General features: G+C 64.6%; 28 protein-coding genes. 25 read left to right on the plus strand and 3 right to left on the minus strand.

The window, feature by feature from the left end; genetic code table 11:
* From rplP to ACGFZ3_RS00110, 22 genes are all read left to right on the plus strand, one after another.
* A partial coding sequence (gene rplP / locus ACGFZ3_RS00005) for a 50S ribosomal protein L16 (RefSeq protein WP_392914835.1) occupies window positions 1–405 on the plus strand: 405 nt, incomplete at its 5' end.
* Entirely contained in the window at window positions 405–590 is a 186-nt protein-coding gene (rpmC, locus tag ACGFZ3_RS00010; protein WP_068849465.1) for a 50S ribosomal protein L29, read from the plus strand. The genes rplP and rpmC, both read left to right, overlap by 1 nt.
* 11 nt (window positions 591–601) lie before the next feature.
* Window positions 602–871, plus strand: a complete 270-nt coding sequence (gene rpsQ / locus ACGFZ3_RS00015; RefSeq protein ID WP_193059172.1) for a 30S ribosomal protein S17 — start codon at window positions 602–604, stop codon at window positions 869–871.
* A 13-nt stretch (window positions 872–884) separates the two neighbouring features.
* Entirely contained in the window at window positions 885–1,253 is a 369-nt protein-coding gene (gene rplN / locus ACGFZ3_RS00020; RefSeq protein ID WP_017355415.1) for a 50S ribosomal protein L14, read from the plus strand.
* Window positions 1,254–1,269: 16 nt separating this feature from the next.
* Window positions 1,270–1,587 (plus strand): 50S ribosomal protein L24, encoded by a 318-nt coding sequence (gene rplX, locus ACGFZ3_RS00025; RefSeq protein WP_392914842.1) that lies wholly within the window; start codon window positions 1,270–1,272, stop codon window positions 1,585–1,587.
* A gap of 11 nt (window positions 1,588–1,598) precedes the next feature.
* Entirely contained in the window at window positions 1,599–2,141 is a 543-nt protein-coding gene (rplE, locus tag ACGFZ3_RS00030) for a 50S ribosomal protein L5 (RefSeq protein WP_068849470.1), read from the plus strand.
* Window positions 2,142–2,159: 18 nt separating this feature from the next.
* Window positions 2,160–2,465: a 30S ribosomal protein S14 gene (gene rpsN, locus ACGFZ3_RS00035; RefSeq protein ID WP_392914846.1), complete on the plus strand. Its 306-nt coding sequence runs from the start codon at window positions 2,160–2,162 to the stop codon at window positions 2,463–2,465.
* Window positions 2,466–2,726: 261 nt separating this feature from the next.
* Window positions 2,727–3,125 carry a 30S ribosomal protein S8 gene (gene rpsH, locus ACGFZ3_RS00040; protein WP_017355419.1) on the plus strand — a complete coding sequence of 133 codons (399 nt, stop codon included), beginning with the start codon at window positions 2,727–2,729 and terminating at the stop codon, window positions 3,123–3,125.
* Window positions 3,126–3,143: 18 nt separating this feature from the next.
* Window positions 3,144–3,671 carry a 50S ribosomal protein L6 gene (gene rplF, locus ACGFZ3_RS00045; RefSeq protein ID WP_392914849.1) on the plus strand — a complete coding sequence of 176 codons (528 nt, stop codon included), beginning with the start codon at window positions 3,144–3,146 and terminating at the stop codon, window positions 3,669–3,671.
* Window positions 3,672–3,727: 56 nt separating this feature from the next.
* Complete coding sequence (gene rplR / locus ACGFZ3_RS00050) at window positions 3,728–4,081, plus strand: 50S ribosomal protein L18 (RefSeq protein WP_019186158.1); 354 nt, start codon at window positions 3,728–3,730, stop codon at window positions 4,079–4,081.
* A 158-nt stretch (window positions 4,082–4,239) separates the two neighbouring features.
* Window positions 4,240–4,782 (plus strand): 30S ribosomal protein S5, encoded by a 543-nt coding sequence (gene rpsE / locus ACGFZ3_RS00055; protein WP_038690276.1) that lies wholly within the window; start codon window positions 4,240–4,242, stop codon window positions 4,780–4,782.
* Entirely contained in the window at window positions 4,775–4,966 is a 192-nt protein-coding gene (gene rpmD, locus ACGFZ3_RS00060; protein ID WP_068849475.1) for a 50S ribosomal protein L30, read from the plus strand. The genes rpsE and rpmD overlap by 8 nt, the downstream gene beginning before the upstream one ends.
* 4 nt (window positions 4,967–4,970) lie before the next feature.
* Window positions 4,971–5,414 carry a 50S ribosomal protein L15 gene (gene rplO / locus ACGFZ3_RS00065; RefSeq protein WP_068849476.1) on the plus strand — a complete coding sequence of 148 codons (444 nt, stop codon included), beginning with the start codon at window positions 4,971–4,973 and terminating at the stop codon, window positions 5,412–5,414.
* 3 nt (window positions 5,415–5,417) lie between these two features.
* Window positions 5,418–6,773 (plus strand): preprotein translocase subunit SecY, encoded by a 1,356-nt coding sequence (gene secY, locus ACGFZ3_RS00070; RefSeq protein WP_068849478.1) that lies wholly within the window; start codon window positions 5,418–5,420, stop codon window positions 6,771–6,773.
* 364 nt (window positions 6,774–7,137) lie between these two features.
* Window positions 7,138–7,494: a 30S ribosomal protein S13 gene (gene rpsM, locus ACGFZ3_RS00075; RefSeq protein ID WP_017355426.1), complete on the plus strand. Its 357-nt coding sequence runs from the start codon at window positions 7,138–7,140 to the stop codon at window positions 7,492–7,494.
* Between the two features lie 12 nt (window positions 7,495–7,506).
* Window positions 7,507–7,896, plus strand: a complete 390-nt coding sequence (gene rpsK, locus ACGFZ3_RS00080) for a 30S ribosomal protein S11 (protein ID WP_017355427.1) — start codon at window positions 7,507–7,509, stop codon at window positions 7,894–7,896.
* A 14-nt stretch (window positions 7,897–7,910) separates the two neighbouring features.
* Complete coding sequence (gene rpsD, locus ACGFZ3_RS00085; RefSeq protein WP_068849480.1) at window positions 7,911–8,540, plus strand: 30S ribosomal protein S4; 630 nt, start codon at window positions 7,911–7,913, stop codon at window positions 8,538–8,540.
* Window positions 8,541–8,595: 55 nt separating this feature from the next.
* Window positions 8,596–9,594, plus strand: coding sequence for a DNA-directed RNA polymerase subunit alpha (locus ACGFZ3_RS00090; RefSeq protein WP_068849481.1), 999 nt, complete (start codon window positions 8,596–8,598; stop codon window positions 9,592–9,594).
* A gap of 197 nt (window positions 9,595–9,791) precedes the next feature.
* Window positions 9,792–10,178, plus strand: a complete 387-nt coding sequence (rplQ, locus tag ACGFZ3_RS00095) for a 50S ribosomal protein L17 (RefSeq protein WP_068849483.1) — start codon at window positions 9,792–9,794, stop codon at window positions 10,176–10,178.
* A 537-nt stretch (window positions 10,179–10,715) separates the two neighbouring features.
* Window positions 10,716–11,228, plus strand: coding sequence for a disulfide bond formation protein B (locus tag ACGFZ3_RS00100; protein WP_392914859.1), 513 nt, complete (start codon window positions 10,716–10,718; stop codon window positions 11,226–11,228).
* A gap of 31 nt (window positions 11,229–11,259) precedes the next feature.
* Window positions 11,260–12,633, plus strand: coding sequence for a class II 3-deoxy-7-phosphoheptulonate synthase (locus ACGFZ3_RS00105; protein WP_392914861.1), 1,374 nt, complete (start codon window positions 11,260–11,262; stop codon window positions 12,631–12,633).
* Between the two features lie 62 nt (window positions 12,634–12,695).
* Window positions 12,696–13,841, plus strand: a complete 1,146-nt coding sequence (locus ACGFZ3_RS00110; protein ID WP_392914864.1) for a mechanosensitive ion channel family protein — start codon at window positions 12,696–12,698, stop codon at window positions 13,839–13,841.
* Between the two features lie 65 nt (window positions 13,842–13,906).
* On the opposite strand, the gene ACGFZ3_RS00115 is transcribed toward ACGFZ3_RS00110, so the two are convergent.
* From ACGFZ3_RS00115 to typA, 3 genes are read right to left on the minus strand one after another with little or no spacing between them, the layout of a single operon-like run.
* Complete coding sequence (locus tag ACGFZ3_RS00115; RefSeq protein ID WP_392914866.1) at window positions 13,907–15,508, minus strand: amidase; 1,602 nt, start codon at window positions 15,506–15,508, stop codon at window positions 13,907–13,909.
* A 56-nt stretch (window positions 15,509–15,564) separates the two neighbouring features.
* Entirely contained in the window at window positions 15,565–16,050 is a 486-nt protein-coding gene (locus ACGFZ3_RS00120; RefSeq protein ID WP_392914869.1) for a DUF2127 domain-containing protein, read from the minus strand.
* Window positions 16,051–16,060: 10 nt separating this feature from the next.
* Window positions 16,061–17,908 (minus strand): translational GTPase TypA, encoded by a 1,848-nt coding sequence (gene typA / locus ACGFZ3_RS00125; protein WP_392914872.1) that lies wholly within the window; start codon window positions 17,906–17,908, stop codon window positions 16,061–16,063.
* Window positions 17,909–18,156: 248 nt separating this feature from the next.
* Between typA and ACGFZ3_RS00130 the strand changes: the two genes are divergently transcribed.
* From ACGFZ3_RS00130 to prpE, 3 genes are all read left to right on the plus strand, one after another.
* Window positions 18,157–18,651, plus strand: a complete 495-nt coding sequence (locus ACGFZ3_RS00130) for a peptidylprolyl isomerase (protein ID WP_392914874.1) — start codon at window positions 18,157–18,159, stop codon at window positions 18,649–18,651.
* A gap of 114 nt (window positions 18,652–18,765) precedes the next feature.
* The gene (locus tag ACGFZ3_RS00135; RefSeq protein ID WP_070207580.1) at window positions 18,766–19,752 is read left to right on the plus strand and encodes a malate dehydrogenase; all 987 of its coding nucleotides are present in this window, start codon (window positions 18,766–18,768) and stop codon (window positions 19,750–19,752) included.
* A 318-nt stretch (window positions 19,753–20,070) separates the two neighbouring features.
* Window positions 20,071–21,948, plus strand: a complete 1,878-nt coding sequence (prpE, locus tag ACGFZ3_RS00140; RefSeq protein ID WP_392914876.1) for a propionate--CoA ligase — start codon at window positions 20,071–20,073, stop codon at window positions 21,946–21,948.
* Window positions 21,949–21,978 lie beyond the last annotated feature (30 nt).

Consider the following 21,978-nt stretch of genomic DNA (forward strand, 5'->3'; position numbering starts at 1 on the left):
CCCAAGCGAACCAAGTACCGCACGGTACACAAGGGCCGTAACGATGGCCTGAGCTGGTGCGCCATCGCTGTCAGCTTCGGGGACTACGGCCTGAAGGCAACCGCCCACGGTCAGCTGACCGCGCGTCAGATCGAAGCGGCCCGCCGCTCGATCAGCCGCTACGTCAAGCGCGGTGGCAAGATGTGGATCCGCGTGTTCCCCGACAAGCCGATCACCAAGAAGCCCATCGAAGTCCGAATGGGTTCTGGTAAGGGCAACGTGGAGTACTGGGTAGCCCAGATCCAGCCCGGCCGCATGATCTATGAAATTGAAGGTGTGGGTGAAGACGTGGCACGCGAGGCGTTCCGCCTGGCAGCTGCCAAGCTCTCCGTGACCACCACTTTCGTGACCCGGACGGTGATGTGATGGATATCAAACAACTTCGCGAAAAGTCGGCTGACGACCTGAAGTCCCATTTGGTCGACCTGCGTAAGGAGCAGTTCTCGCTCCGCATGCAGCAGGTCACCGGGCAGCTGCCGAAGACTCACGAAACCCGCCGGGTCCGCCGCGAGATTGCTCGCGTCAAGACCCTGCTCGGCAGCAACAAGTAAGGATGGCCGCGATGAGCGACAATACTGAAAACAAGCAGCTGCGCACGGTCGAAGGCCGTGTCGTCAGCAACAAGATGGACAAGACGGTCACCGTGCTGGTGGAGCGCCTGGTCAAGCACAAGCTTTACGGCAAGTACTTGAAGCGTTCGACCAAGCTGCACGCGCACGATGCCGACAACGCCTGCAATGAAGGCGATGTCGTGCTGGTGACCGAAATTGCTCCGATGTCCAAGACCAAGAACTGGCGCGTGGTGGAAGTCATCACGCGTGCGGCTCAATAAGGAGATCTGACTCATGATCCAGATGCAGAGCTACCTCGAGGTCGCGGACAATTCCGGTGCCAAGGAAGTGATGTGCATCAAGGTGCTGGGCGGCTCCAAGCGTCGCTACGCACACATCGGTGACATCATCAAGGTCACCGTGAAGGATGCAATTCCGCGCGGCAAGGTCAAGAAGGGTGAAGTGTTCGACGCCGTCGTGGTGCGTACCCGCAAGGGTGTGCGTCGCGCCGACGGCTCGCTGATCCGTTTCGACGCCAATGCCGCGGTCCTGCTCAACAACAAGCAAGAGCCGATCGGCACCCGCATCTTCGGGCCGGTGACCCGTGAACTTCGTTCCGAGAAGTTCATGAAGATCGTCTCGCTCGCTCCCGAAGTGCTGTGAGCGACAGGAGATAATCATGGCTAACCGTATCAAGAAGGGCGACCAGGTCGTCGTCAACACCGGCAAGGACAAGGGCAAGCAGGGCGAAGTCGTCCGCGTCGATGGCGATCGTGTGATCGTCGCCAACGTGAACATCGTCAAGCGCCACACCAAGCCGAACCCGCAGGCAGGCGTTGCCGGCGGCGTGGTCGAGCGTGAAGCTTCGATCCATATCTCCAACGTGAATGTGCTCAACCCGGCTTCGGGCAAGGGCGAGCGCGTTGGCTTCACGGTGCGGGAGGATGGACGCAAACTGCGTGTGTTCCGCTCCAGCGGTGAGGCGCTCGACGCCTGAGGAATGAGAAGATGAGTTCCCGTCTCGAAAAGTTCTACCAGGAAGAAGTGGTGCCGGCGCTGATGAAGCAGTTCGGCTACACCAATCCGATGCAGGTTCCCCGCCTGGTCAAGGTCACCCTGAACATGGGTGTCGGCGAAGCGGCGACCAACAAGAAGATCCTGGAAAATGCCGTCGCCGACATGGCCAAGGTCTCCGGCCAGAAGCCGATCGTGACCAAGTCCCGCGTCTCGGTGGCTTCGTTCAAGATCCGCGATGGTTGGCCGATCGGCTGCAAGACCACGCTGCGTCGTGCCAAGATGTATGAGTTCCTGGATCGCCTGATCAACATCTCGCTGCCGCGCGTGCGCGACTTCCGTGGTGTCTCGGGTCGTTCCTTCGACGGTCGCGGCAACTTCAACATGGGTGTGAAGGAACAGATCATCTTCCCGGAAATCGACTTCGACGCCGTCGACGCGATCCGCGGCATGGATATCGCCATCACCACCACCGCCAAGACCGATGCGGAAGCGAAGGCGCTGCTCGCAGCGTTCAAGTTCCCGTTCCGTAACTGATACGTCGAGGAATCCGAAATGGCAAAGACCTCCATGGTCAACCGCGACCTGAAGCGTGCGAAGCTGGCCGTCAAGTACGCCGGCAAGCGTGACGAGCTGAAGAAGATCATCTCCAGCACGACCGCTTCGTACGAAGAGAAGGAACAGGCCGTGATCAAGTTGCAGAAGCTGCCGCGCGATTCGTCGCCGAGCCGCCACCGCAACCGTTGCGAACTGTCGGGCCGCCCGCGTGGCGTGTACAGCAAGTTCGGCCTCGGCCGCAACAAGCTGCGCGAAGCCACCATGCGTGGTGACGTGCCGGGCCTGCGCAAGGCCAGCTGGTAAGGGACTCGTCCCTGCAGTACGGGGTGGACCTGTTCAGGTTCACCCCGACTTGAAGAGTCCGACCCCGGTCGGGCTCTTTTTGTCGTATACTCCCGCGTCTCACCCGCCCTTCACTGGGTGGTGCGGGGTAGGGCGGTCCGGTAGAGCCGACTGTGGGTCGGCAGCCAGGAAGCGCTGAAGAAGAACGACGGGCCGCCAGGCCCATTCCAAAAAGCAAGATTTTCGCGAAAGCGGATATCGGTGCACTCAAAGGTATCGACTATGAGCATGACTGATCCCATCGCCGACCTGCTGGTACGCATCAAGAATGCGGCTGCGGTTGGCAAGCAGACGGTGAAGGCACCGTCCTCCAAGATCAAGGTTGCAATCGCAGAAGTGTTGAAGGCCGAAGGCTACATCACCGACCTGCGCGTGACCAAGACCGAGAACAACAAGGCCGAGCTTGAAATCGTCCTGAAGTATTTCGAGGGCAAGCCGGTCATCGAGACCCTGAAGCGCTTCTCGCGTTCGGGTCTGCGCCAGTACCGTGGCAAGTCCGAGCTGCCGAAGGTCCTGAACGGCCTGGGCATCTCCATCATCTCCACCTCCAAGGGCATCATGACTGATGCGCAGGCGCGCCAGTTGGGCGTCGGCGGCGAAGTCCTGTGCTTCGTGGCCTAAGGCGAGAAGGAAACTACTATGTCCCGCGTAGCCAAGAAGCCGGTCAACCTGCCCAAGGGCGTTGAACTGAACATCCAGCCGGAATCCGTCAGCGTGAAGGGCCCGAAGGGCACCCTGAGCCTGCCGAAGGTTGCTGGCGTTGAAATTTCCGTCAATGACGGCGTTGCCACCCTGGCCGCCAGCAACGACGACCTGGTTGCCCTCACCGGCACCGTCCGCGCGATCCTGGCCAACATGGTCAAGGGCGTCACCGAAGGCTTCGAGCGCAAGCTTGAGCTGGTCGGCGTCGGCTACCGCGCCGCCATGCAGGGCAAGGATCTGAGCCTGTCGCTCGGTTTCTCGCACCCGGTGGTGTACGTGGCGCCGGAAGGCATCACGCTGTCGACCCCGACCCAGACCGAAATCCTGGTCCAGGGCACCGACAAGCAGCTGGTGGGCGAAGTTGCCGCCAAGATCCGCGCTTACCGCAAGCCGGAGCCCTACAAGGGCAAGGGTGTGAAGTACGCCGGCGAAGTCATCATTCGTAAGGAAGCCAAGAAGGCGTAAGGGCGAGTCCCCTTTCAGGGGAGAAGTCCTGTCTTCAGCTTTCAAGGAAAAAGATCATGAACAAGAACATTGCTCGCCTGCGTCGCGCCAAGTCCACCCGCGCACACATCCGTGTCCTCGGCGTGCCGCGTCTGTCGGTGCTGCGCACGGGTCAGCACCTGTATGCCCAGGTCTTCACCGCCGACGGCTCCAAGGTGCTGGCTGCCGCCAACACCACCCAGGCCGACGTCAAGGAAGGCCTGAAGAACGGCAAGAACAGCGACGCCGCCGCCAAGGTCGGCAAGCTGGTTGCCGAGCGCGCCAAGGCTGCGGGCATCGAGAAGGTCGCTTTCGACCGCTCGGGCTACCGCTACCACGGCCGTATCAAGGCACTGGCCGATGCAGCCCGCGAAGGCGGCCTGCAGTTCTAAGGGATAAGGAAGCGGGGCTGGTCCCCGCTTCCGCCTGCCTGCCGGCACGGGTTGTGCCGGGCGGCGTCCTTCTTCTGCAGGGGCGTTCGATCCACCGCGTCATTCCACAGCTATAAGCGGCCCTGAGCCGTACATACCCAATCAATCAAGGAATCAACATGGCAGAAGAACGTCAGCAGCGGGGTCGCGACCGCGACCGTAACCGCGAAGAGAAAGTCGACGACGGCATGATCGAGAAGCTGGTCGCGGTCAACCGCGTCAGCAAGACCGTCAAGGGCGGTCGTCAGTTCACCTTCACCGCACTGACCGTGGTCGGTGACGGCGCAGGCAAGGTAGGCTTCGGCTACGGCAAGGCGCGTGAAGTGCCGGTCGCGATCCAGAAGTCGATGGAGCAGGCCCGCAAGAACCTGGCCGACGTCGATCTGAACAACGGCACCCTGTGGCACCCGGTGAAGTCCGGTCATGGCGCGGCCCGCGTGTTCATGATGCCGGCTTCGGAAGGTACCGGCGTCATTGCCGGTGGTGCGATGCGCGCCGTGCTGGAAGCCGTTGGCGTCAAGAACGTGCTGGCCAAGGCCGTCGGTTCGCGCAACCCGATCAACCTGGTTCGCGCCACGCTGAAGGGCCTGTCCGAAATGCAGTCGCCGGCCCGCATCGCGGCCAAGCGCGGCAAGAAGGTGGAGGATCTCAACCATGGCTAATGACACCGTCAAGACCGTCAAGGTCCGTCTGGTTGGCGGCCTGCGTGGTACCCAGTCGCGTCACCGCCTGTCGGTGCGTGCCCTGGGCCTGAACAAGCTCAACGATGTGCGTGTCCTGAAGGACAGCCCGCAGGTTCGCGGTCTGATCAACAAGGTCCACTACCTCGTCAAGGTTGAGGAATAATCCAATGACCCTGCATCTCAATGAACTGAGCCCGGCACCGGGCGCGCGCAAAGAGCGCACCCGCGTCGGCCGTGGTATCGGCTCCGGCCTGGGCAAGACCTGTGGCCGCGGCCACAAGGGTTCGTTCGCCCGTAAGGGTGGCGGCAAGATCAAGGCGGGCTTCGAAGGCGGCCAGACCCCCATGCAGCGTCGTCTGCCGAAGGTCGGTTTCCGTTCCAAGATCGCCAAGGACACTGCCGAAGTGCTGTCGTACCACCTGGACCGCCTGGAAGCTGGCGAGATCGATTTCGCAGCGCTGCGCGCCGCGAAGCTGGTCCCGAGCACTGCCAAGCAGGCCAAGATCGTCATGAAGGGCGGCCTGACCAAGGCCTTCACCCTGAAGGGCATCGCAGCAACGGCCGGTGCCAAGGCCGCGATCGAAGCTGCCGGCGGCAGCGTACAGGAGTAAGACATGGCGCAAGCTGGCATTGGTAACCTGGGCGGCGGGCTCGGCAAGTTCACGGAACTTCGCCAGCGTCTGCTGTTCGTCGTCGGGGCTTTGATCGTCTACCGCATCGGCTGTTATGTGCCGGTGCCGGGCGTCAATCCCGATGCCATGCTTGCACTCATGCAGGCGCAGGGCGGCGGCATCGTGGACATGTTCAACATGTTCTCGGGCGGCGCCCTGCACCGTTTCAGCATTTTCGCGCTGAACGTGATGCCGTACATCTCGGCATCCATCGTGATGCAGCTGGCCGTCCACATCTTCCCCGCGCTCAAGGCGATGCAGAAGGAAGGTGAGTCCGGTCGCCGCAAGATCACCCAATATTCCCGCATCGGCGCCGTGTTGCTGGCGGTGGTGCAGGGCGGCAGCATCGCGCTGGCGCTGCAGAATCAGCTGTCCCCGTCCGGTGCGCCGGTCGTGTACGCGCCGGGCATGGGCTTCGTGCTCACCGCCGTGGTCGCGCTGACCGCCGGTACCATCTTCCTGATGTGGGTCGGCGAGCAGGTCACCGAGCGCGGCATCGGCAACGGTGTGTCGCTGATCATCTTCGCCGGCATCGTGGCCGGTCTGCCGGGTGCGGTCATCCACACCTTCGACGCCTTCCGCGAAGGCAACCTGCAGTTCATCCAGCTGCTGCTGATCGCACTGGTGGTGCTGGCCTTCACCTTCTTCGTGGTGTTCGTCGAACGCGGCCAGCGCCGCATCACGGTGAACTACGCACGTCGCCAGGGCGGCCGCAACGCGTACATGAACCAGACCTCGTTCCTGCCGCTGAAGCTGAACATGGCGGGCGTGATTCCGGCCATCTTCGCCTCCAGCATCCTGGCGTTCCCGACCACCCTGGCCATGTGGTCCGGCCAGGCCAGCTCGGCGACCTGGCTGCAGAAGGTCGCCAACGCCCTGGGTCCGGGCGAGCCGCTGCACATGATCGTGTTCGCCGCGCTGATCACCGGTTTCGCGTTCTTCTATACCGCGCTGGTGTTCAACTCGCAGGAAACCGCCGACAACCTGAAGAAGTCGGGCGCGCTGATTCCGGGCATCCGTCCGGGCAAGGCCACCGCCGACTACATCGACGGCGTGCTGACCCGCCTGACCGCGGCCGGCTCGGCCTACCTGGTGATCGTCTGCCTGCTGCCGGAAATCATGCGCACGCAGCTGAATGCGTCCTTCTACTTCGGCGGCACTTCGCTGCTGATCGTGGTGGTGGTGGTGATGGACTTCATCGCGCAGATCCAGGCGCACCTGATGTCGCACCAGTACGAGAGCCTGTTGAAGAAGGCCAACCTGAAGGGCGGCAACCGCGGCGGTTTTGCCCGCGGCTGATTGGCCTGTTACACTATCGTCTTCCTGACGTGATGGTCCTCCGCTTCGCGGACCTGGCCACACAAACGAAGGGCGGCCCCCGCAGCGGTTCCGGGTGGGGGTGAGATCGGGTCGTCCCGCGCGGGAGTAGCGCGGGCGGCGCCGGAAGAGGGCTCGAAAGAGTTGTCATTCCGGAGTCAACCTGGTCCGGCGCCGGAGCCTGGGCACACTCCCTGGGCCGGGTCCATGAAACCTTTCAGGTTTCACGGGCTTCCATGTAAACCGGAACCTTGTTAGTATCGCTAGTTCACTTTTTTGATCCATCCTGCCGGATCGGCGCGCCTCGGGTGCGCTGTCGGCCATCACTCAGCTGGAGAACCGCGTCATGGCGCGTATTGCAGGCGTCAACCTGCCAGCCCAGAAGCACGTCTGGGTCGGGTTGCAAAGCATTTACGGCATCGGCCGTACCCGTTCGAAGAAGGTCTGCGACGCCGCAGGCGTGACCTCGACCACCAAGATCCGCGATCTGTCGGAGCCGGAAATCGAGCGCCTGCGCTCGGAAGTGGCCAAGTACATCGTGGAAGGCGATCTGCGCCGTGAAATCGGTATCGCGATCAAGCGCCTGATGGACCTGGGCTGCTACCGCGGTCTGCGTCACCGTCGCGGCCTGCCGCTGCGTGGTCAGCGCACCCGTACCAACGCCCGCACCCGCAAGGGCCCGCGCAAGGCGATCAGGAAGTAAGGGACCTAAGAAATGGCTAAGCCCGTCGCTAAGACCAAGAAGAAGATCAAGCGCGTCGTCACTGACGGCGTTGCCCACGTCCACGCTTCTTTCAACAACACCATCGTGACCATCACCGACCGCCAGGGCAATGCTCTGTCGTGGGCGACGTCCGGTGGCGCTGGCTTCCGCGGTTCGCGTAAGTCCACCCCGTTCGCTGCCCAGGTGGCTGCCGAGAAAGCCGGCCGCGCCGCGCTGGATTACGGCGTCAAGTCCCTGGAAGTCCGCATCAAGGGCCCGGGTCCGGGTCGTGAGTCGGCCGTGCGCTCGCTGAACAACGTGGGCTACAAGATCACCAACATCATCGACGTGACGCCAATCCCGCACAACGGGTGCCGTCCGCCGAAGAAGCGTCGCGTCTAAAGGAGCGATAAGAAATGGCTCGTTATATCGGTCCTACCTGTAAGCTCGCCCGCCGCGAAGGCGCCGACCTTTCCCTCAAGAGCCCGGCCCGTGCGCTGGACTCCAAGTGCAAGCTGGAGCAGAAGCCCGGCCAGCACGGCGCGACCGCCCGCAAGGGCAAGCTGTCCGACTACGCCACCCAGCTGCGTGAAAAGCAGAAGGTCAAGCGTATCTACGGTCTGCTGGAGCGTCAGTTCCGCAACTACTACAAGAAGGCCTCGACCAAGAAGGGCAACACCGGCGAGAACCTGCTGCAGCTGTTGGAAACCCGCCTGGACAACGTCGTCTATCGCATGGGCTTCGCTGTGACCCGTCCGGCTGCCCGTCAGCTGGTCTCGCACCGCGGCGTCACCGTGAACGGCAAGTCGGTCAACCTGGCTTCGTACCAGGTCAAGGCCGGCGACGCTGTCGCGCTGTCCGAGAAGGCTGCCAAGCAGCTGCGCGTTCAGGAAGCCCTGACCGTGTCCAAGACGCACGACCTGCGCCCGACGTGGATCGAAGTGGACGCCGACAAGTTCGCCGGCATCTTCAAGGCCGTGCCGGATCGTTCGGACCTGCCTGCGGATATCAACGAAGCGCTGATCGTCGAGTTGTATTCGAAGTAATTCACATTGGAGAGCCCCCGGCGACGGCCGGGGGTTCACTAGGAGAACCCGCAACATGACGGTTACCGCCAACCAGGTTCTGCGTCCTCGTGGTCCGCAGATCGAACGCCTTACCGACACCCGCGCCAAGGTCGTTATCGAACCCTTGGAGCGTGGTTACGGGCATACGCTGGGCAATGCCCTGCGTCGCGTGCTGCTGTCGTCCATCCCGGGCTTCGCCATCACGGAAGTTGAGATCGACGGCGTACTGCACGAGTACACCACGCTCGAAGGCCTGCAGGAGGACGTTCTCGAAGTCCTGCTCAACCTGAAGGACGTGGCCATCCGTATGCACACCGGCGACAGCGCAACCCTGTCGCTGTCCAAGCAGGGTCCGGGTGTCGTGACTGCTGCCGATATCAAGGTCGACCACAACGTCGAGATCCTCAATACGGATCATGTCATCTGCCACCTGACCAAGGACACGGCAGTCAACATGCGTCTGAAGATCGAGCGCGGCTTCGGCTACCAGCCGGCCGCCGCGCGTCGTCGTCCGGATGAAGAGACCCGTGCCATCGGTCGTCTGGTCCTGGACGCCTCGTTCTCGCCGGTCCGTCGCGTCGCCTATTCGGTGGAAGCGGCCCGCGTCGAACAGCGTACCGACCTGGACAAGCTGGTGCTGGACATCGAAACCAACGGCACGATCGATGCCGAGGAAGCCGTGCGCACCGCCGCCGACATCCTCAGCGATCAGCTGTCGGTCTTCGGTGACTTCACCCACCGCGACCGCGGTGCAGCCAAGCCGGCCAACAACGGCGTGGATCCGGTGCTGCTGCGCCCGATCGACGACCTGGAACTGACCGTGCGTTCGGCGAACTGCCTCAAGGCCGAGAGCATCTACTACATCGGCGATCTGATCCAGAAGACCGAAGTGGAACTGCTCAAGACCCCGAACCTCGGCAAGAAGTCGCTGACCGAGATCAAGGAAGTCCTCGCCCAGCGTGGTCTTTCGCTCGGCATGAAGCTGGAGAACTGGCCGCCGGCCGGTGTCGCCCAGCACGGCATGCTCGGCTGATCCAGCGCAGTAAATGTGTCACCCCGCACCTTCGGGTGCGGGGGCTTTACCCGCAGTACCTCGCATCGACAGGCGCCAGCCTGCGGTGACGGTCGGCCAGGAGGGCCGGCACCGGACCATCCGCAGTCCAAGCAACAACGCCGGGAAGGCGACAGCGATATCCAACCGATCCAATATTCTTTCAAGGAACATCCGTCATGCGTCACATGAAATCCGGCCGCAAGTTCAGCCGTACCAGCGCCCACCGCGAAGCAATGTTCAAGAACATGGCCGCGTCGCTGTTCAAGCACGAGCTGATCAAGACCACCCTGCCGAAGGCCAAGGAACTGCGTCGCGTCGCCGAGCCGCTGATCACCCTGGCCAAGGTCGACTCCGTCGCCAACCGCCGTCTGGCCTTCGCCCGCCTGCGTGACAACGAAGCCGTGGGCAACCTGTTCACCACCCTGGGCCCGCGTTACGCGAACCGTCCGGGCGGCTACCTGCGTCTGCTGAAGTGCGGCTTCCGCGCTGGCGACAACGCCCCGATGGCCTACGTCGAACTGGTCGACCGTCCGGCCGCCGTGGCTGAAGCCGTCGAAGAATAATCGACGCGCTTCACCAAAGATTCTTCAAGAAACCCGGCCCTGCGCCGGGTTTTTTGTTGGGCGTGTAGATCAAGAGCAACGGCAACGGCAACGGCGCTGGGGATTTGCTGTCCACTGCGGGGCCCCGGCCGGTGTGGGTTTGCGGGGGACGCCGTGAACCCATCCATGGGGGCTTGGTCGCCGCATCCATGCGGCTCACACCCCCGCAAACCCACCCCGGCCGGGACCTCGACACTGGGTCGGTTGCCTATTGGCCCATCGGCCGGGCGTGGGAGGTCGCGGTCTGAATGAGGACGGGCACGCCCGTCCCGGCTTCGCCAACCGTAGAGCCGGGCCTTGCCCGGCTGCTGTTGCCCCCCATGCGCACCGACCCACCGTCGGCGCGGCCGGGCAGTGGACCTATCAGCCGTGCAGCTGTTCGCCAGGCCCCCAGAACACCCCATATGGCCAACCAAGCCGATGTACGGCAAACGGCCGCAGCCTACACCGCACAGCTCCCTGTTAATCTTGGCGCCTGGACTAACAAGAGTGTTGGCAATGAATCCATTGCGCTGGAATTTCCGCGCCCAGTTCCTGCTGGGGTTCCTGGTGTGTGCTGGCCTGCTGGCCTATGCGATCTTCCTGCAGCTGAAGATGGGGCTGGAGCCGTGCCCGCTGTGCATCTTCCAGCGCATTGCGTTCGCTGCGCTCGGCCTGTTGTTCCTGATCGGCGCGCTGCATGGTCCGCGCGATCGGCCCGGGCGGATCACCTATGGCGTGCTGGCCTTCATTGCCGCCGCCGTGGGCATCGGCATTGCCGGGCGGCACGTGTATGTGCAGCTGCTGCCGCAGGACATGGGTTCGAGCTGTGGGCCGCCGCTGTCGTTCCTCAGCGAAACCATGGGACCGTTCGAAGTGTTCCGCACCGTGCTTACCGGTACCGGCAACTGCGGCAACATTGATTGGCAGTTCCTGGGCCTGACCATGCCCATGTGGAGCCTGGTGTGGTTCACCCTGCTGGGCCTCTGGGCGCTGCTGGTATCGTTCCGCCGTCCTGCGCGTCGCCACTGATCTTTCTTCTGCTGGTTTACTGGATATTCCGATGACTGCCTCCGACCGTGCCACCCCTTCCGCTTCGTTGCCGACCGACTGGTCGCCGGAGAGCTGGCGCGGCCGGCCCGCGCTGCAGATGCCGACCTACCCCGATCCGGTCGCGCTGGATGCGTCCCTGCACGAGCTCAAGCGGTTGCCGCCGCTGGTGACCTCGTGGGAGATCCTGTCGCTCAAGCAGCAGCTGGCCGAGGCCCAGGAAGGCAAGCGCTTTCTGCTGCAGGGCGGCGATTGTGCCGAGAACTTCAGCGACTGCGAGTCCACCACCATTTCCAACCGGCTCAAGGTGCTGCTGCAGATGAGTCTGGTGCTCGTGCACGGCATGCGCAAGCCGGTGATCCGCGTCGGCCGGTTCGCTGGCCAATACGCCAAGCCGCGCTCGGCCGACACCGAAACCCGCAACGGCGTGACCCTGCCCAGTTACCGGGGCGATGTGATCAACGCGCCCGAGTTCACCGAAGCCGCGCGCCTGCCCGACCCGCGCAGGATGCTGCAGGCCCACGCGCATTCGGCCATGACCATGAACTTCGTGCGTGCGCTGATCGATGGCGGCTTCGCCGACCTGCACCATCCCGAGTACTGGAACCTGGAGTGGGTGCGGCACTCGCCCCTGGCCACCGATTACCAGAAGATGGTCGCGTCCATCGGCGATGCCGTGCGCTTCATGGAAACCCTGTCCGGCGCACAGGTGTACAACCTCAACCGGATCGACTTCTACACCTCCCACGAGGCGCTGCTGCTGCCGTACGAGCAGGCGCTCACCCGACAGGTGCCGCGCCAGCACGGCTGGCTGAACCTGAGTACGCATTACCCGTGGATCGGCATGCGTACGGCCGCCCTCGATGGCGCGCATGTGGAATACCTGCGTGGCGTACGCAATCCGATTGCGATCAAGGTTGGCCCGTCCGTGCAGCCCGACCAGCTGCTGCGCCTGATTGACGTGCTCAATCCCGACGATGAACCCGGCCGCCTGAGCTTCATCCATCGCATGGGCGCGGCGCAGATCGCCGAAAGACTGCCGCCGCTGCTGGAGGCAGTCAAGCGCGATGGCCGACGCGTGCTGTGGGTGTGTGACGCCATGCATGGCAACACCGAAAGCACCAGCAACGGCTACAAGACCCGTCGCTTCGACAACGTGCGCAGTGAAGTGGAGCTGTCCTTCGACCTGCACGCGGCCGCTGGCACGCGCTTGGGGGGCGTCCACCTGGAGCTGACGGGTGAGGACGTCACCGAATGCACCGGCGGCGCGCGCGAACTCACCGAGCGCGATCTTGAGCGTGCCTATCGCTCTTCCGTGGACCCGCGCCTGAACTACGAGCAGTCGCTGGAGATCGCCATGGCGATCGTACGCAAGCAGGGCGGGTAAACGCGCCGATCATCGCCGCTCTGGCACGGTAGGGCTCGGATTGAAGCCCTGCGGGAGGGAGCATGCGAGTGGATTGGCAGGAGGCGGCTGCATATCTGTGGCCGATCGGGATCGCGCTGGCGATCGGGATTACCGGCTGGTGGCTGCTGATGGCGCTGACCCGCCGCCTGAAAGGGCGTGACTATCGTCGTGCGCGGATCGCACGCGTGATCAGCCGGCCGCTGGCTTTTGCGCTGCCGATGCTGGTGTTGATTCCCGCGCTGGAAGCCACCCCGCTGGAAGGGCGCTGGCTGGACCAGTCGCTGCGCCTGTTGCATATCGGCCTGACTGCCTGCTTCATCTGGTTGCTCGTGCGCGCGGTGGCTGCCGGCGAGCAGGCGATCCTGCGCGACCACCCGATGGAGGTGGCCGACAACCTGGCCGCCCGCCGCATCCAGACCCAGACCCGCGTGCTCAGCCGCGTGCTGATGGGCGCCATCATCCTGATCGGCGCGTCGATGGTGCTGCTGACCTTCCCGATGGTGCGCCAGATCGGGACCGCGCTGCTGGCATCGGCGGGCATCATCGGCCTGGTCGCCGGCATCGCCGCCAAGCCCGTGTTCGGCAACCTCATCGCGGGCCTGCAGATTGCGTTGACCCAGCCGATCCGGCTCGATGACGTGGTGATCGTCGAGGGCGAGTGGGGGCGGGTGGAAGAGATCGGCAGCAGCTACGTGGTGGTGCGGATCTGGGACGAGCGGCGCATGGTGGTGCCGTTGACCTGGTTCATCGAGAATCCATTCCAGAACTGGACCCGACGCAGTGCCGACCTGCTTGGGACGGCGTTCCTGTGGCTCGATTACCGCGCGCCGATCGTGGCGATCCGCGGGGAGCTCGAGCGCATCTGCAAAGGCGAAGCGTTGTGGGATGGCCGCGTCTGTGTGACCCAGGTGACCGAAACCACCGATCACACCCTGCAGGTGCGCCTGCTGGTCAGCGCACGCAATTCCGGCGATGCCTTCGACCTGCGCTGCATCGTGCGCGAACGCATGCTCGATTTCCTCGCGCGCGAACATCCCCAGGCGCTGCCGCGCACCCGCGCCGAACTGCTCGAACGCCCCGATCCGCCCACGCGCACGCCGCGTTCGCAGCCGGCCGATGACGTGCGTTCACCTGGTGCCGAGGATGGCCCGCCTGCGGTGCTGGCCGCAGAAGACGCCGCGCGGTGAGGCGACGATATCGGTGAGCGGGCACCATCGTCGGTAGGTACCGACCGTTGGTCGGTACGCTCTCGTTACGGCAACAATGCCTGCGTCCCGAACCGCGGTGGGCGCCGTGCCCGCGTGCGCTGCTCGTAGCCGTAGGCCAGTTCGATCAGCTTCGGCTCGCTCCAGGCCGTTCCCATGAACAACAGCCCCAACGGCAGCCCGTTCACATGCGCCATCGGCACGGTCAGGCTCGGGTAGCCGGCCACGGCGGCAGCGCTGTAGCTGCCGCCGGGAAAGTCATCGCCCTGGCCGGTACGGATCGGCCACGCGGTGCCCGTGGTGGGCGCCACCAGTGCGTCCAGGCGTTCGGCCTTCAACACCGCGTCGATCCCCTCGGGGCCGGCCAGGCGGCGCGCCTGGCTGCGTGCAGCGATGTACCCGGGGCTGCCCAGGCTGCCCGCCTGCGCGGCGGTCTCCATCAGGTCCTGGCCGAACAGCAGCAGCTCCTTGTCAGCGTGGGTACGGTTGAAGGCGATGATCGCGTCCAGGTCGCGCACCGGGGCCTGGTGGCGGGTCAGGTATCGCTGCATCCCGGCCTTGAACTCGTGCAGCAGCACCAGGCGCTCGGCCTCTTCCCACTGGCCTGCGGTAGGCAGCTCCACCGGCACAACGACCGCGCCGGCATCGCGAAGCACGCCGATCGCGTGCTGCAGGGCAGGGGCGACCCCTGGCTGCTGGTCCAGCGCGCCGTGCAGCACGCCGATACGGGCGCCGCGCAGGCCGTCCGGATTCAATCGTGAGGTGTAGTCGTAAACGGCCCGACCGGGCATCGTCGCCGTGGCCGGGTCGGCGTCGTCGCGGCCCGCCATCGCGGTCAGCAGTGCGGCCGCGTCGGCCACGCTGCGGGAGATCGGGCCGGCGGTGTCCTGGCTGAAGGAAATGGGCACGATGCCGCCGCGACTGACCAGGCCCACCGTGGGCTTGAGCCCGACCACGCCATTGACCGCCGCCGGGCAGACGATGCTGCCGTCGGTTTCCGTCCCCACCGCCGCGGCCGCCAGGTTGGCCGACACCGCCACGGCGCTGCCGCTGCTGGAGCCGCATGGGCTGTGGCTGAGGCGGTAGGGGTTGCGGGTCTGGCCGCCACGCGCACTCCAGCCCGAAATCGACTGGCTGGAGCGGAAGTTCGCCCATTCGCTGAGATTGGTCTTGCCCAGCACCAGCGCGCCGGCCGCGCGCAGCCGGGTGACCAGGAACGCGTCATCGGGGCGGAAACCGGCCAGTGCCAGGGAGCCGGCGGTGGTGGCCATCGGGCGCGCGCCGATGTTGTCCTTGAGCAGCAGCGGAATGCCGTGCAGGGGGCCGCGCAGCTGCCCCCGGCGGCGCTCGGCATCCAGTGCCGCCGCTTCCTTCAGTGCATCCGGATTGAGCTCCAGCACTGCGTTCAGGCGCGGACCGGCACGGTCCAGCCGGGCGATCCGTTCCAGGTACGCCCGGGTCAGGGTGACACTGTCCAGCTCGCCCGCGGCCATGGCGGCCTGCAGTTGGGTGATATCGGCTTCGGCGTAGGCGAACGGGATGTCCTGCGGGGCCGCCGCATGTGCCTGGTTGAACCAGCGCGCAGGCGAGGGCGAGCAGCCACCCAGCAGGGCAATGGCCAACACGAACGATGTCACTGGCGCGCGCATCTATGTATCCCTGGAGCGGGCGCTCAGGCTAACCAGCGCCCCGCACGCTTGGCAACTCACGCGGGCGGTTGGGCCGGGCCGTGGCGCTTGCGGATGTCGCGGGCGAGTACGCCGACCACGATGAGGTTGATGACCAGCACCGTCCACGAGGCCCAGCCCGGGTGGCGGATGATCGCGAATATGTCGAACGGCAGATAGATGCCGGCGGTGACGCAGCCCAGCCAGGAGGCCCAGGCTTTGGCGCGCCAGAGGCCCCAGGCCTCGAACAGATGCAGGATGCCGTACGCAACCATGGCCGCAGCGGCCAGGTGGACGGCATCGGGACTGATCATGTTGAGCAGCGAAGGCAGGGTGCCGTGATCCGGGTCCAGGCTGAAACGCCGGATCAGGGCATTGACCCCATCACGCAGTGGCTGCGGGCCGAGCACTTCCAGCCCGGTGGCCGCCAACAGCGCCAGGACCGCCTTGCTGGCTTCCAGCAAGGCGATCAGGTGAAGCCCCGGATGCCTGTGAGGATCCGGGTTGTAGGGGGTGTCGGTCACGAGGGTCCGATCAGCCGCCGCGCGAGGCCTTCTTGCGGTCGCTTTCGGTCAGGAACTTCTTGCGCAGACGGATTTCCTTGGGCGTGATCTCGACCAGTTCGTCGTCTTCGATGAAGTCCAGCGCCTGCTCCAGCGAGTACTTGATGGCCGGAGTGAGCTGGATCGCATCGTCCTTGCCGGAGGCGCGCATGTTGGTCAGCGGCTTGGTCTTGATCGCATTGACGGTCAGGTCGTTGTCCTTGGAGTGGATACCGATCAACTGACCTTCGTACACGTTGTCGCCTTCAGCAGCGAACAGCTTTCCACGCTCCTGCAGCGGCCCCAGCGAGTAGGCAGGGGTGGCGCCCGGCGCATTGGCGATCATTACGCCGTTCTGGCGCTTGGCGATGGCGCCCTGTTCCTTCGGGCCGTAATGGTCGAACACGTGGAACAGCAGGCCCGAGCCCTGGGTCAGGGTCTTGAACTCGTTCTGGAAGCCGATCAGGCCACGGGCCGGGATCATGTATTCAAGGCGCACACGGCCCTTGCCGTCCGGTTCCATGTTCTTGAGCTGGCCCTTGCGGGTACCCAGCTTTTCCATGACGCCGCCCTGGTGCTGCTCTTCGATGTCCACCACCAGCTGTTCGATCGGCTCCATGGCCTGGCCGTCGATCTGCTTGATGATCACTTCCGGACGCGACACGGCCAGCTCGTAGCCTTCACGGCGCATGTTTTCGATCAGCACGGACAGGTGCAGCTCGCCACGGCCCGAGACCAGGAACTTGTCGGCGTCTTCCAGCTGCTCGACCTTCAGGGCCACGTTGTGGACCTGTTCGCGGTCCAGACGGTCCTTGATCTGGCGGCTGGTCAGGAACTTGCCACCGGACAGGTCCTTGTTGCCGGCGAACGGCGAGTTGTTGACCTGGAAGGTCATCGAGATGGTCGGCTCGTCGACGGTCAGCGCCGGCAGGGCTTCCGGGGTGTCCGGGTGGCACAGGGTGTCGGAGATGGTCAGTTCCGGGATGCCCGAGATGGCGACGATGTCGCCGGCTTCGGCCGAATCCTGCTCAATGCGCTCCAGGCCCAGGAAGCCCAGCACCTGCGCGACCTTGCCGTTGCGCTTCTTGCCTTCACGGTCGATCACCGCGACCTGCATGTTCTTCTTCAGGGTACCGCGCTGGACGCGGCCGATGCCGATCACGCCCACGAAGTTGTTGTAGTCCAACTGGCTGATGCGCATCTGGAACGGACCTTCCGGGTCCACTTCCGGCTTCGGCGCATGCTGCATGATCGCTTCGTACAGCGGGGTCATGTCGCCGTCGCGCACGGTATCTTCCAGACCGGCGTAGCCGTTCAGGGCCGAGGCGTACACGATCGGGAAGTCGAGCTGTTCATTGGTGGCGCCGAGCTTGTCGAACAGATCGAAGACCTGGTCGATCACCCACTCCGGACGCGAGCCCGGGCGGTCGACCTTGTTGACCACCACGATCGGCTTGAAGCCCATCGCGAAAGCCTTCTGGGTGACAAAGCGGGTCTGCGGCATCGGGCCGTCCATGGCGTCGACCAGGATCAGCACGGTGTCCACCATCGACAGCACGCGCTCCACCTCGCCGCCGAAGTCGGCGTGTCCGGGGGTGTCGACGATGTTGATCCGGTTCTTGATCCCGGTCTTCTTGTCTTCCCAGGTGATGGCCGTGTTCTTGGCCAGGATCGTGATGCCACGCTCCTTTTCCTGGTCATTGCTGTCCATCACGCGCTCGGCGAGCACGGTGCGCTCGGACAGCGTGCCGGACTGCTTGAGCAGCTGGTCCACAAGGGTGGTCTTACCGTGGTCGACGTGGGCGACGATGGCGATGTTGCGAAGATTTTCGATAGACATGCGAAAGGGGGCCAGTCGGCGCCGGATTTGGAAAAAGAAGTCCGACATTATACGGCCTTCATGACCAAACGCGAAAACAACCTTCTGCGCATTCAGGTAGCGCTGGCCGTTGCCCGGCACACCGGTACCTGAGGGCCGGCCAACGGACGGTGCTGGCGGGGCCCGTTCGACCATGGTCAGGCAGGCCCACATCCCACCTGCGGTGTATCCTTATGGGCTGACGACAACCCCGTATACCAAGGATCCACATGTCCCTCATCGCCACCTTCGACACCACCCAGGGCCCGATCAAGGTCGAGCTGTTCCCCAAGGAAGCGCCGCTGACCGTGGCCAACTTCGTGAACCTGGTCCAGAAGGGCTTCTATAACGGCCTCATCTTCCACCGGGTGATCCCTGATTTCATGATCCAGGGCGGCTGCCCGCAGGGTCGTGGCACCGGCGGCCCGGGCTACAAGTTCGAAGACGAGAAGAACGGCGTGAAGCACCAGGTCGGTTCGCTGTCCATGGCCAATGCCGGCCCGAACACCAACGGCAGCCAGTTCTTCATCACCCACATCAAGACCGACTGGCTGGACGGCAAGCACACCGTGTTCGGCCAGGTGAAGGAAGGCCAGGCGATCGTGGATTCGGTCAAGCAGGGCGACGTGATCCATTCGATCACCCTGGAAGGCGACACCGACGCCGTGCTGGCCGCCCAGGCCGACCGCGTGGCCGAGTGGAACAAGCTCATTCCGGCCAACTGATTTTCTTTCGACGGCCTCCCTTGCGGGAGGCCGTTGCGCATTTCCGGCCGCCCCGCCAGGTCTCTCCCCGCCCGGCGGCCACTCCCACACAGCTTCTTAGCAGAGGAAATCCCCATGAAAGCACCTGTTCGTGTTGCCGTGACCGGCGCCGCCGGCCAGATCGGCTACGCCCTGCTGTTCCGCATCGCCTCCGGCGAAATGCTGGGCAAGGACCAGCCGGTCATCCTGCAGCTGCTCGAGCTGCCGGTCGACAAGGCCCAGGCCGCCCTGCGCGGCGTGATGATGGAACTGGAAGACTGCGCGTTCCCGCTGCTGGCCGGCATGGTCGGCACCGATGACGCCGAAGTGGCATTCAAGGACGCCGACATCGCCCTGCTGGTCGGCGCGCGTCCGCGCGGCCCGGGCATGGAGCGCAAGGATCTGCTGCTGGAAAACGCCAAGATCTTCACCGCCCAGGGCGCGGCGTTGAACAAGGTCGCCAGCCGTAACGTGAAGGTGCTGGTGGTCGGCAACCCGGCCAACACCAATGCCTACATCGCCATGAAGTCGGCGCCGGACCTGAACCCGCGCAACTTCACCGCCATGCTGCGCCTGGACCACAACCGTGCGCTGAGCCAGCTGTCGTCCAAGCTGGGCAAGCCGGTCGGTGGCATGGAGAAGCTGGTGGTGTGGGGCAACCACAGCCCGACCATGTACCCGGACTACCGCTTCGCCACCGCCGACGGTGCGTCGATCGCCGATGCGATCAACGACCAGGAATGGAACGCGAACACGTTCATCCCGACCGTGGGCAAGCGCGGCGCGGCGATCATCGAAGCCCGTGGTTCGTCCTCGGCTGCCTCGGCCGCCAATGCCGCCATCGACCACGTGCGCGACTGGGTGCTGGGCAGCAACGGCAAGTGGGTCACCATGGGCGTGCCGTCCGACGGTTCCTACGGCATTCCGGAAGGCGTGATCTTCGGCTTCGCGGTGACCACCGAAAACGGTGAGTACACCCTGGTCAAGGACCTGCCGGTCGACGACTTCAGCCAGAAGTACATCGACAAGACCCTGGCCGAGCTGGAAGAAGAGCGCGCTGGCGTCGCCCATCTGCTGGGTTGATCGCGGCTGGCCGACCTTTGGTTGGCACTCGATGAGAAAACGCCGGGCTTGCCCGGCGTTTTTTTTCTTCGATCACTTCCATCGCGAGGGTTGAGGGCCCCGCCGCGGCCGGCAGGCCCCTGTGCAAATGTCCCCCGGCGTCGGCCTCTGGCCGACGCCGGGGGACATTCGCCGGAAAGGGTATGGGGGCCCGGCGCTCGATTCACCGGCACCCGCGTTTGATCCAGAACGCGCGCGCACCGTACGACCAAGGTAGGACAGTTCGTCCGCCGCCATCGGACTATGCTCGATCCCATGACTTTGTCTGGGAGGGCTGTCATGCGTTACGAAGATGTCTACCGGCGATCGGTGGAGGAACCCGAAGCGTTCTGGGCCGAGGAAGCGCACCGGATCTATTGGCATGTACCGCCGCAGCAGATCCTCGATTACAGCAACCCGCCGTTCCGACGCTGGTACGTGGGCGGCCAGACCAACCTCTGCTACAACGCCGTGGACCGGCACCTGGCCGAACGCCCCGACCAGCTGGCGCTGGTGGCCATTTCCACCGAAACCAACGTCACCCGCGAGATCACCTATCGCGAGCTGTACCGCGAAGTGAACGCGTTCGCCGCCGTGCTGCAGCGGCTGGACGTGCAGCGTGGCGACCGCGTGGTCATCTACATGCCGAACATGGCCGAAGCAGTGTTCGCCATGCTCGCCTGCGCGCGTATCGGCGCGATCCATTCGGTGGTGTTCGGTGGGTTTGCCGCGCACAACCTGGCGCTGCGCATCGACGATGCCGCGCCCAAGCTGCTGATCGCCGCCGATGCCGGCAAGCGCGGCGGCAAGGTGATTCCGTACAAGGCCATGGTGGATGCCGCCTGCGCCGAGGCGCAGTCGCCGCCGCCGCACGTGCTGATCGTGTCGCGGGGGCTGGACCCGGCAGAACCGAGGGTGGCGGGCCGCGACGTCGACTACGCCACCCTGCGCGACGAAGTCGGCGACCAGGACGTACCGGTGGTGTGGCTGGAATCGAGCGAGCCCAGCTACCTGCTGTATACCTCCGGCACCACCGGCAAGCCCAAGGGCGTCCAGCGCGATGTCGGCGGTTACGCGGTGGCAATGGCGCAGTCGATGGAAACCGTGTTCGACTGCAGGCCGGGCCAGGTGATGTTCTCCACCTCGGACGTGGGCTGGGCGGTGGGCCATTCCTACAACGTGTATGGGCCGCTGATCGGCGGCTGTACCTCGCTGCTGTACGAAGGCCTGCCGACCTACCCGGATCCGGGCATCTGGTGGGCACTGTGCGAACAGTACGGCGTGCGCACGCTGTTCTCCTCACCCACCGCGATCCGCGTGCTGAAGAAGCACGATGCCGACTTCATCCGTCGCCATGACCTCGACGCACTCAAGTACGTGTTCCTTGCCGGCGAACCGCTGGACGAACCCACCGCGCACTGGATCAACGATGCGCTGGGCAAGCCGATCATCGACAACTACTGGCAGACCGAAACCGGCTGGCCGGCGCTGACCCTGCTGCCGGGCGTGGACCTCAAGCCGGTGCGGTTCGGCTCGCCGGGCTTCCCCAACCTCGGTTACCGCATGAAGGTGATCGACGAGAACACCGGCGCAGAAGTGCAGGCCGGGCAGAAGGGCGTGCTGGTGATGGTGCCGCCGCTGCCACCGGGCTGCATGAGCACCGTCTGGAACGACGACGAGCGCTTCATCCAGAGCTATTTCAGCCACTTCAAGGAACTGCTGTACAGCTCGCTGGACTGGGCGATCCGCGACGAGGATGGCTACACCTTCATCCTCGGCCGCACCGACGATGTGATCAACGTGGCCGGCCACCGGCTGGGCACGCGGGAGATCGAGGAATGCATCTCCGGGCACCCGCTGGTAGCCGAAGCGGCGGTGATCGGGGTCAAGGACGAACTCAAGGGCCAGGTGCCCCTGGTGTTCGTCACCCTCAAGCAGGCCGTGGAGGGCGACGGCAGCGCGGTGGTGGCCGAGATGATGCAACGGGTCACCCAGAGCCTGGGTGCGGTCGCGCGCCCGGCGCATATCCACCTGGTCAACGCCCTGCCCAAGACCCGCTCGGGCAAGCTCCTGCGCCGTTCACTGCAGGCCCTGGCCGAACACCGTGACCCGGGCGACCTGTCCACCCTGGACGACCCCGGCGCGCTGGATGAGATCCGCCGAGCGCTCGGGCGGTAACGCCCAGCGCGCCGGCTTGCAGCCCGCCGC

Source organism: Stenotrophomonas sp. NPDC047960 (assembly GCF_043204395.1).
GTDB lineage: Bacteria > Pseudomonadota > Gammaproteobacteria > Xanthomonadales > Xanthomonadaceae > Stenotrophomonas.

Coding starts and splice junctions, on each gene's coding strand:
- rpsE (WP_038690276.1), top strand. CDS start 4,240: ATGGCAGAAGAACGTCAGCAGCGGGGTCGCGACCGCGACCGTAACCGC.
- rplN (WP_017355415.1), top strand. CDS start 885: ATGATCCAGATGCAGAGCTACCTCGAGGTCGCGGACAATTCCGGTGCC.
- rplX (WP_392914842.1), top strand. CDS start 1,270: ATGGCTAACCGTATCAAGAAGGGCGACCAGGTCGTCGTCAACACCGGC.
- ACGFZ3_RS00090 (WP_068849481.1), top strand. CDS start 8,596: ATGACGGTTACCGCCAACCAGGTTCTGCGTCCTCGTGGTCCGCAGATC.
- rplQ (WP_068849483.1), top strand. CDS start 9,792: ATGCGTCACATGAAATCCGGCCGCAAGTTCAGCCGTACCAGCGCCCAC.
- rpmD (WP_068849475.1), top strand. CDS start 4,775: ATGGCTAATGACACCGTCAAGACCGTCAAGGTCCGTCTGGTTGGCGGC.
- ACGFZ3_RS00105 (WP_392914861.1), top strand. CDS start 11,260: ATGACTGCCTCCGACCGTGCCACCCCTTCCGCTTCGTTGCCGACCGAC.
- rpsH (WP_017355419.1), top strand. CDS start 2,727: ATGAGCATGACTGATCCCATCGCCGACCTGCTGGTACGCATCAAGAAT.
- rplO (WP_068849476.1), top strand. CDS start 4,971: ATGACCCTGCATCTCAATGAACTGAGCCCGGCACCGGGCGCGCGCAAA.
- ACGFZ3_RS00115 (WP_392914866.1), bottom strand. CDS start 15,508: ATGCGCGCGCCAGTGACATCGTTCGTGTTGGCCATTGCCCTGCTGGGT.
- ACGFZ3_RS00130 (WP_392914874.1), top strand. CDS start 18,157: ATGTCCCTCATCGCCACCTTCGACACCACCCAGGGCCCGATCAAGGTC.
- rplE (WP_068849470.1), top strand. CDS start 1,599: ATGAGTTCCCGTCTCGAAAAGTTCTACCAGGAAGAAGTGGTGCCGGCG.
- prpE (WP_392914876.1), top strand. CDS start 20,071: ATGCGTTACGAAGATGTCTACCGGCGATCGGTGGAGGAACCCGAAGCG.
- rplR (WP_019186158.1), top strand. CDS start 3,728: ATGAACAAGAACATTGCTCGCCTGCGTCGCGCCAAGTCCACCCGCGCA.
- rplF (WP_392914849.1), top strand. CDS start 3,144: ATGTCCCGCGTAGCCAAGAAGCCGGTCAACCTGCCCAAGGGCGTTGAA.
- rpsQ (WP_193059172.1), top strand. CDS start 602: ATGAGCGACAATACTGAAAACAAGCAGCTGCGCACGGTCGAAGGCCGT.
- ACGFZ3_RS00100 (WP_392914859.1), top strand. CDS start 10,716: ATGAATCCATTGCGCTGGAATTTCCGCGCCCAGTTCCTGCTGGGGTTC.
- rpsK (WP_017355427.1), top strand. CDS start 7,507: ATGGCTAAGCCCGTCGCTAAGACCAAGAAGAAGATCAAGCGCGTCGTC.
- rpmC (WP_068849465.1), top strand. CDS start 405: ATGGATATCAAACAACTTCGCGAAAAGTCGGCTGACGACCTGAAGTCC.
- ACGFZ3_RS00135 (WP_070207580.1), top strand. CDS start 18,766: ATGAAAGCACCTGTTCGTGTTGCCGTGACCGGCGCCGCCGGCCAGATC.
- rpsM (WP_017355426.1), top strand. CDS start 7,138: ATGGCGCGTATTGCAGGCGTCAACCTGCCAGCCCAGAAGCACGTCTGG.
- typA (WP_392914872.1), bottom strand. CDS start 17,908: ATGTCTATCGAAAATCTTCGCAACATCGCCATCGTCGCCCACGTCGAC.
- secY (WP_068849478.1), top strand. CDS start 5,418: ATGGCGCAAGCTGGCATTGGTAACCTGGGCGGCGGGCTCGGCAAGTTC.
- ACGFZ3_RS00110 (WP_392914864.1), top strand. CDS start 12,696: ATGCGAGTGGATTGGCAGGAGGCGGCTGCATATCTGTGGCCGATCGGG.
- rpsD (WP_068849480.1), top strand. CDS start 7,911: ATGGCTCGTTATATCGGTCCTACCTGTAAGCTCGCCCGCCGCGAAGGC.
- rpsN (WP_392914846.1), top strand. CDS start 2,160: ATGGCAAAGACCTCCATGGTCAACCGCGACCTGAAGCGTGCGAAGCTG.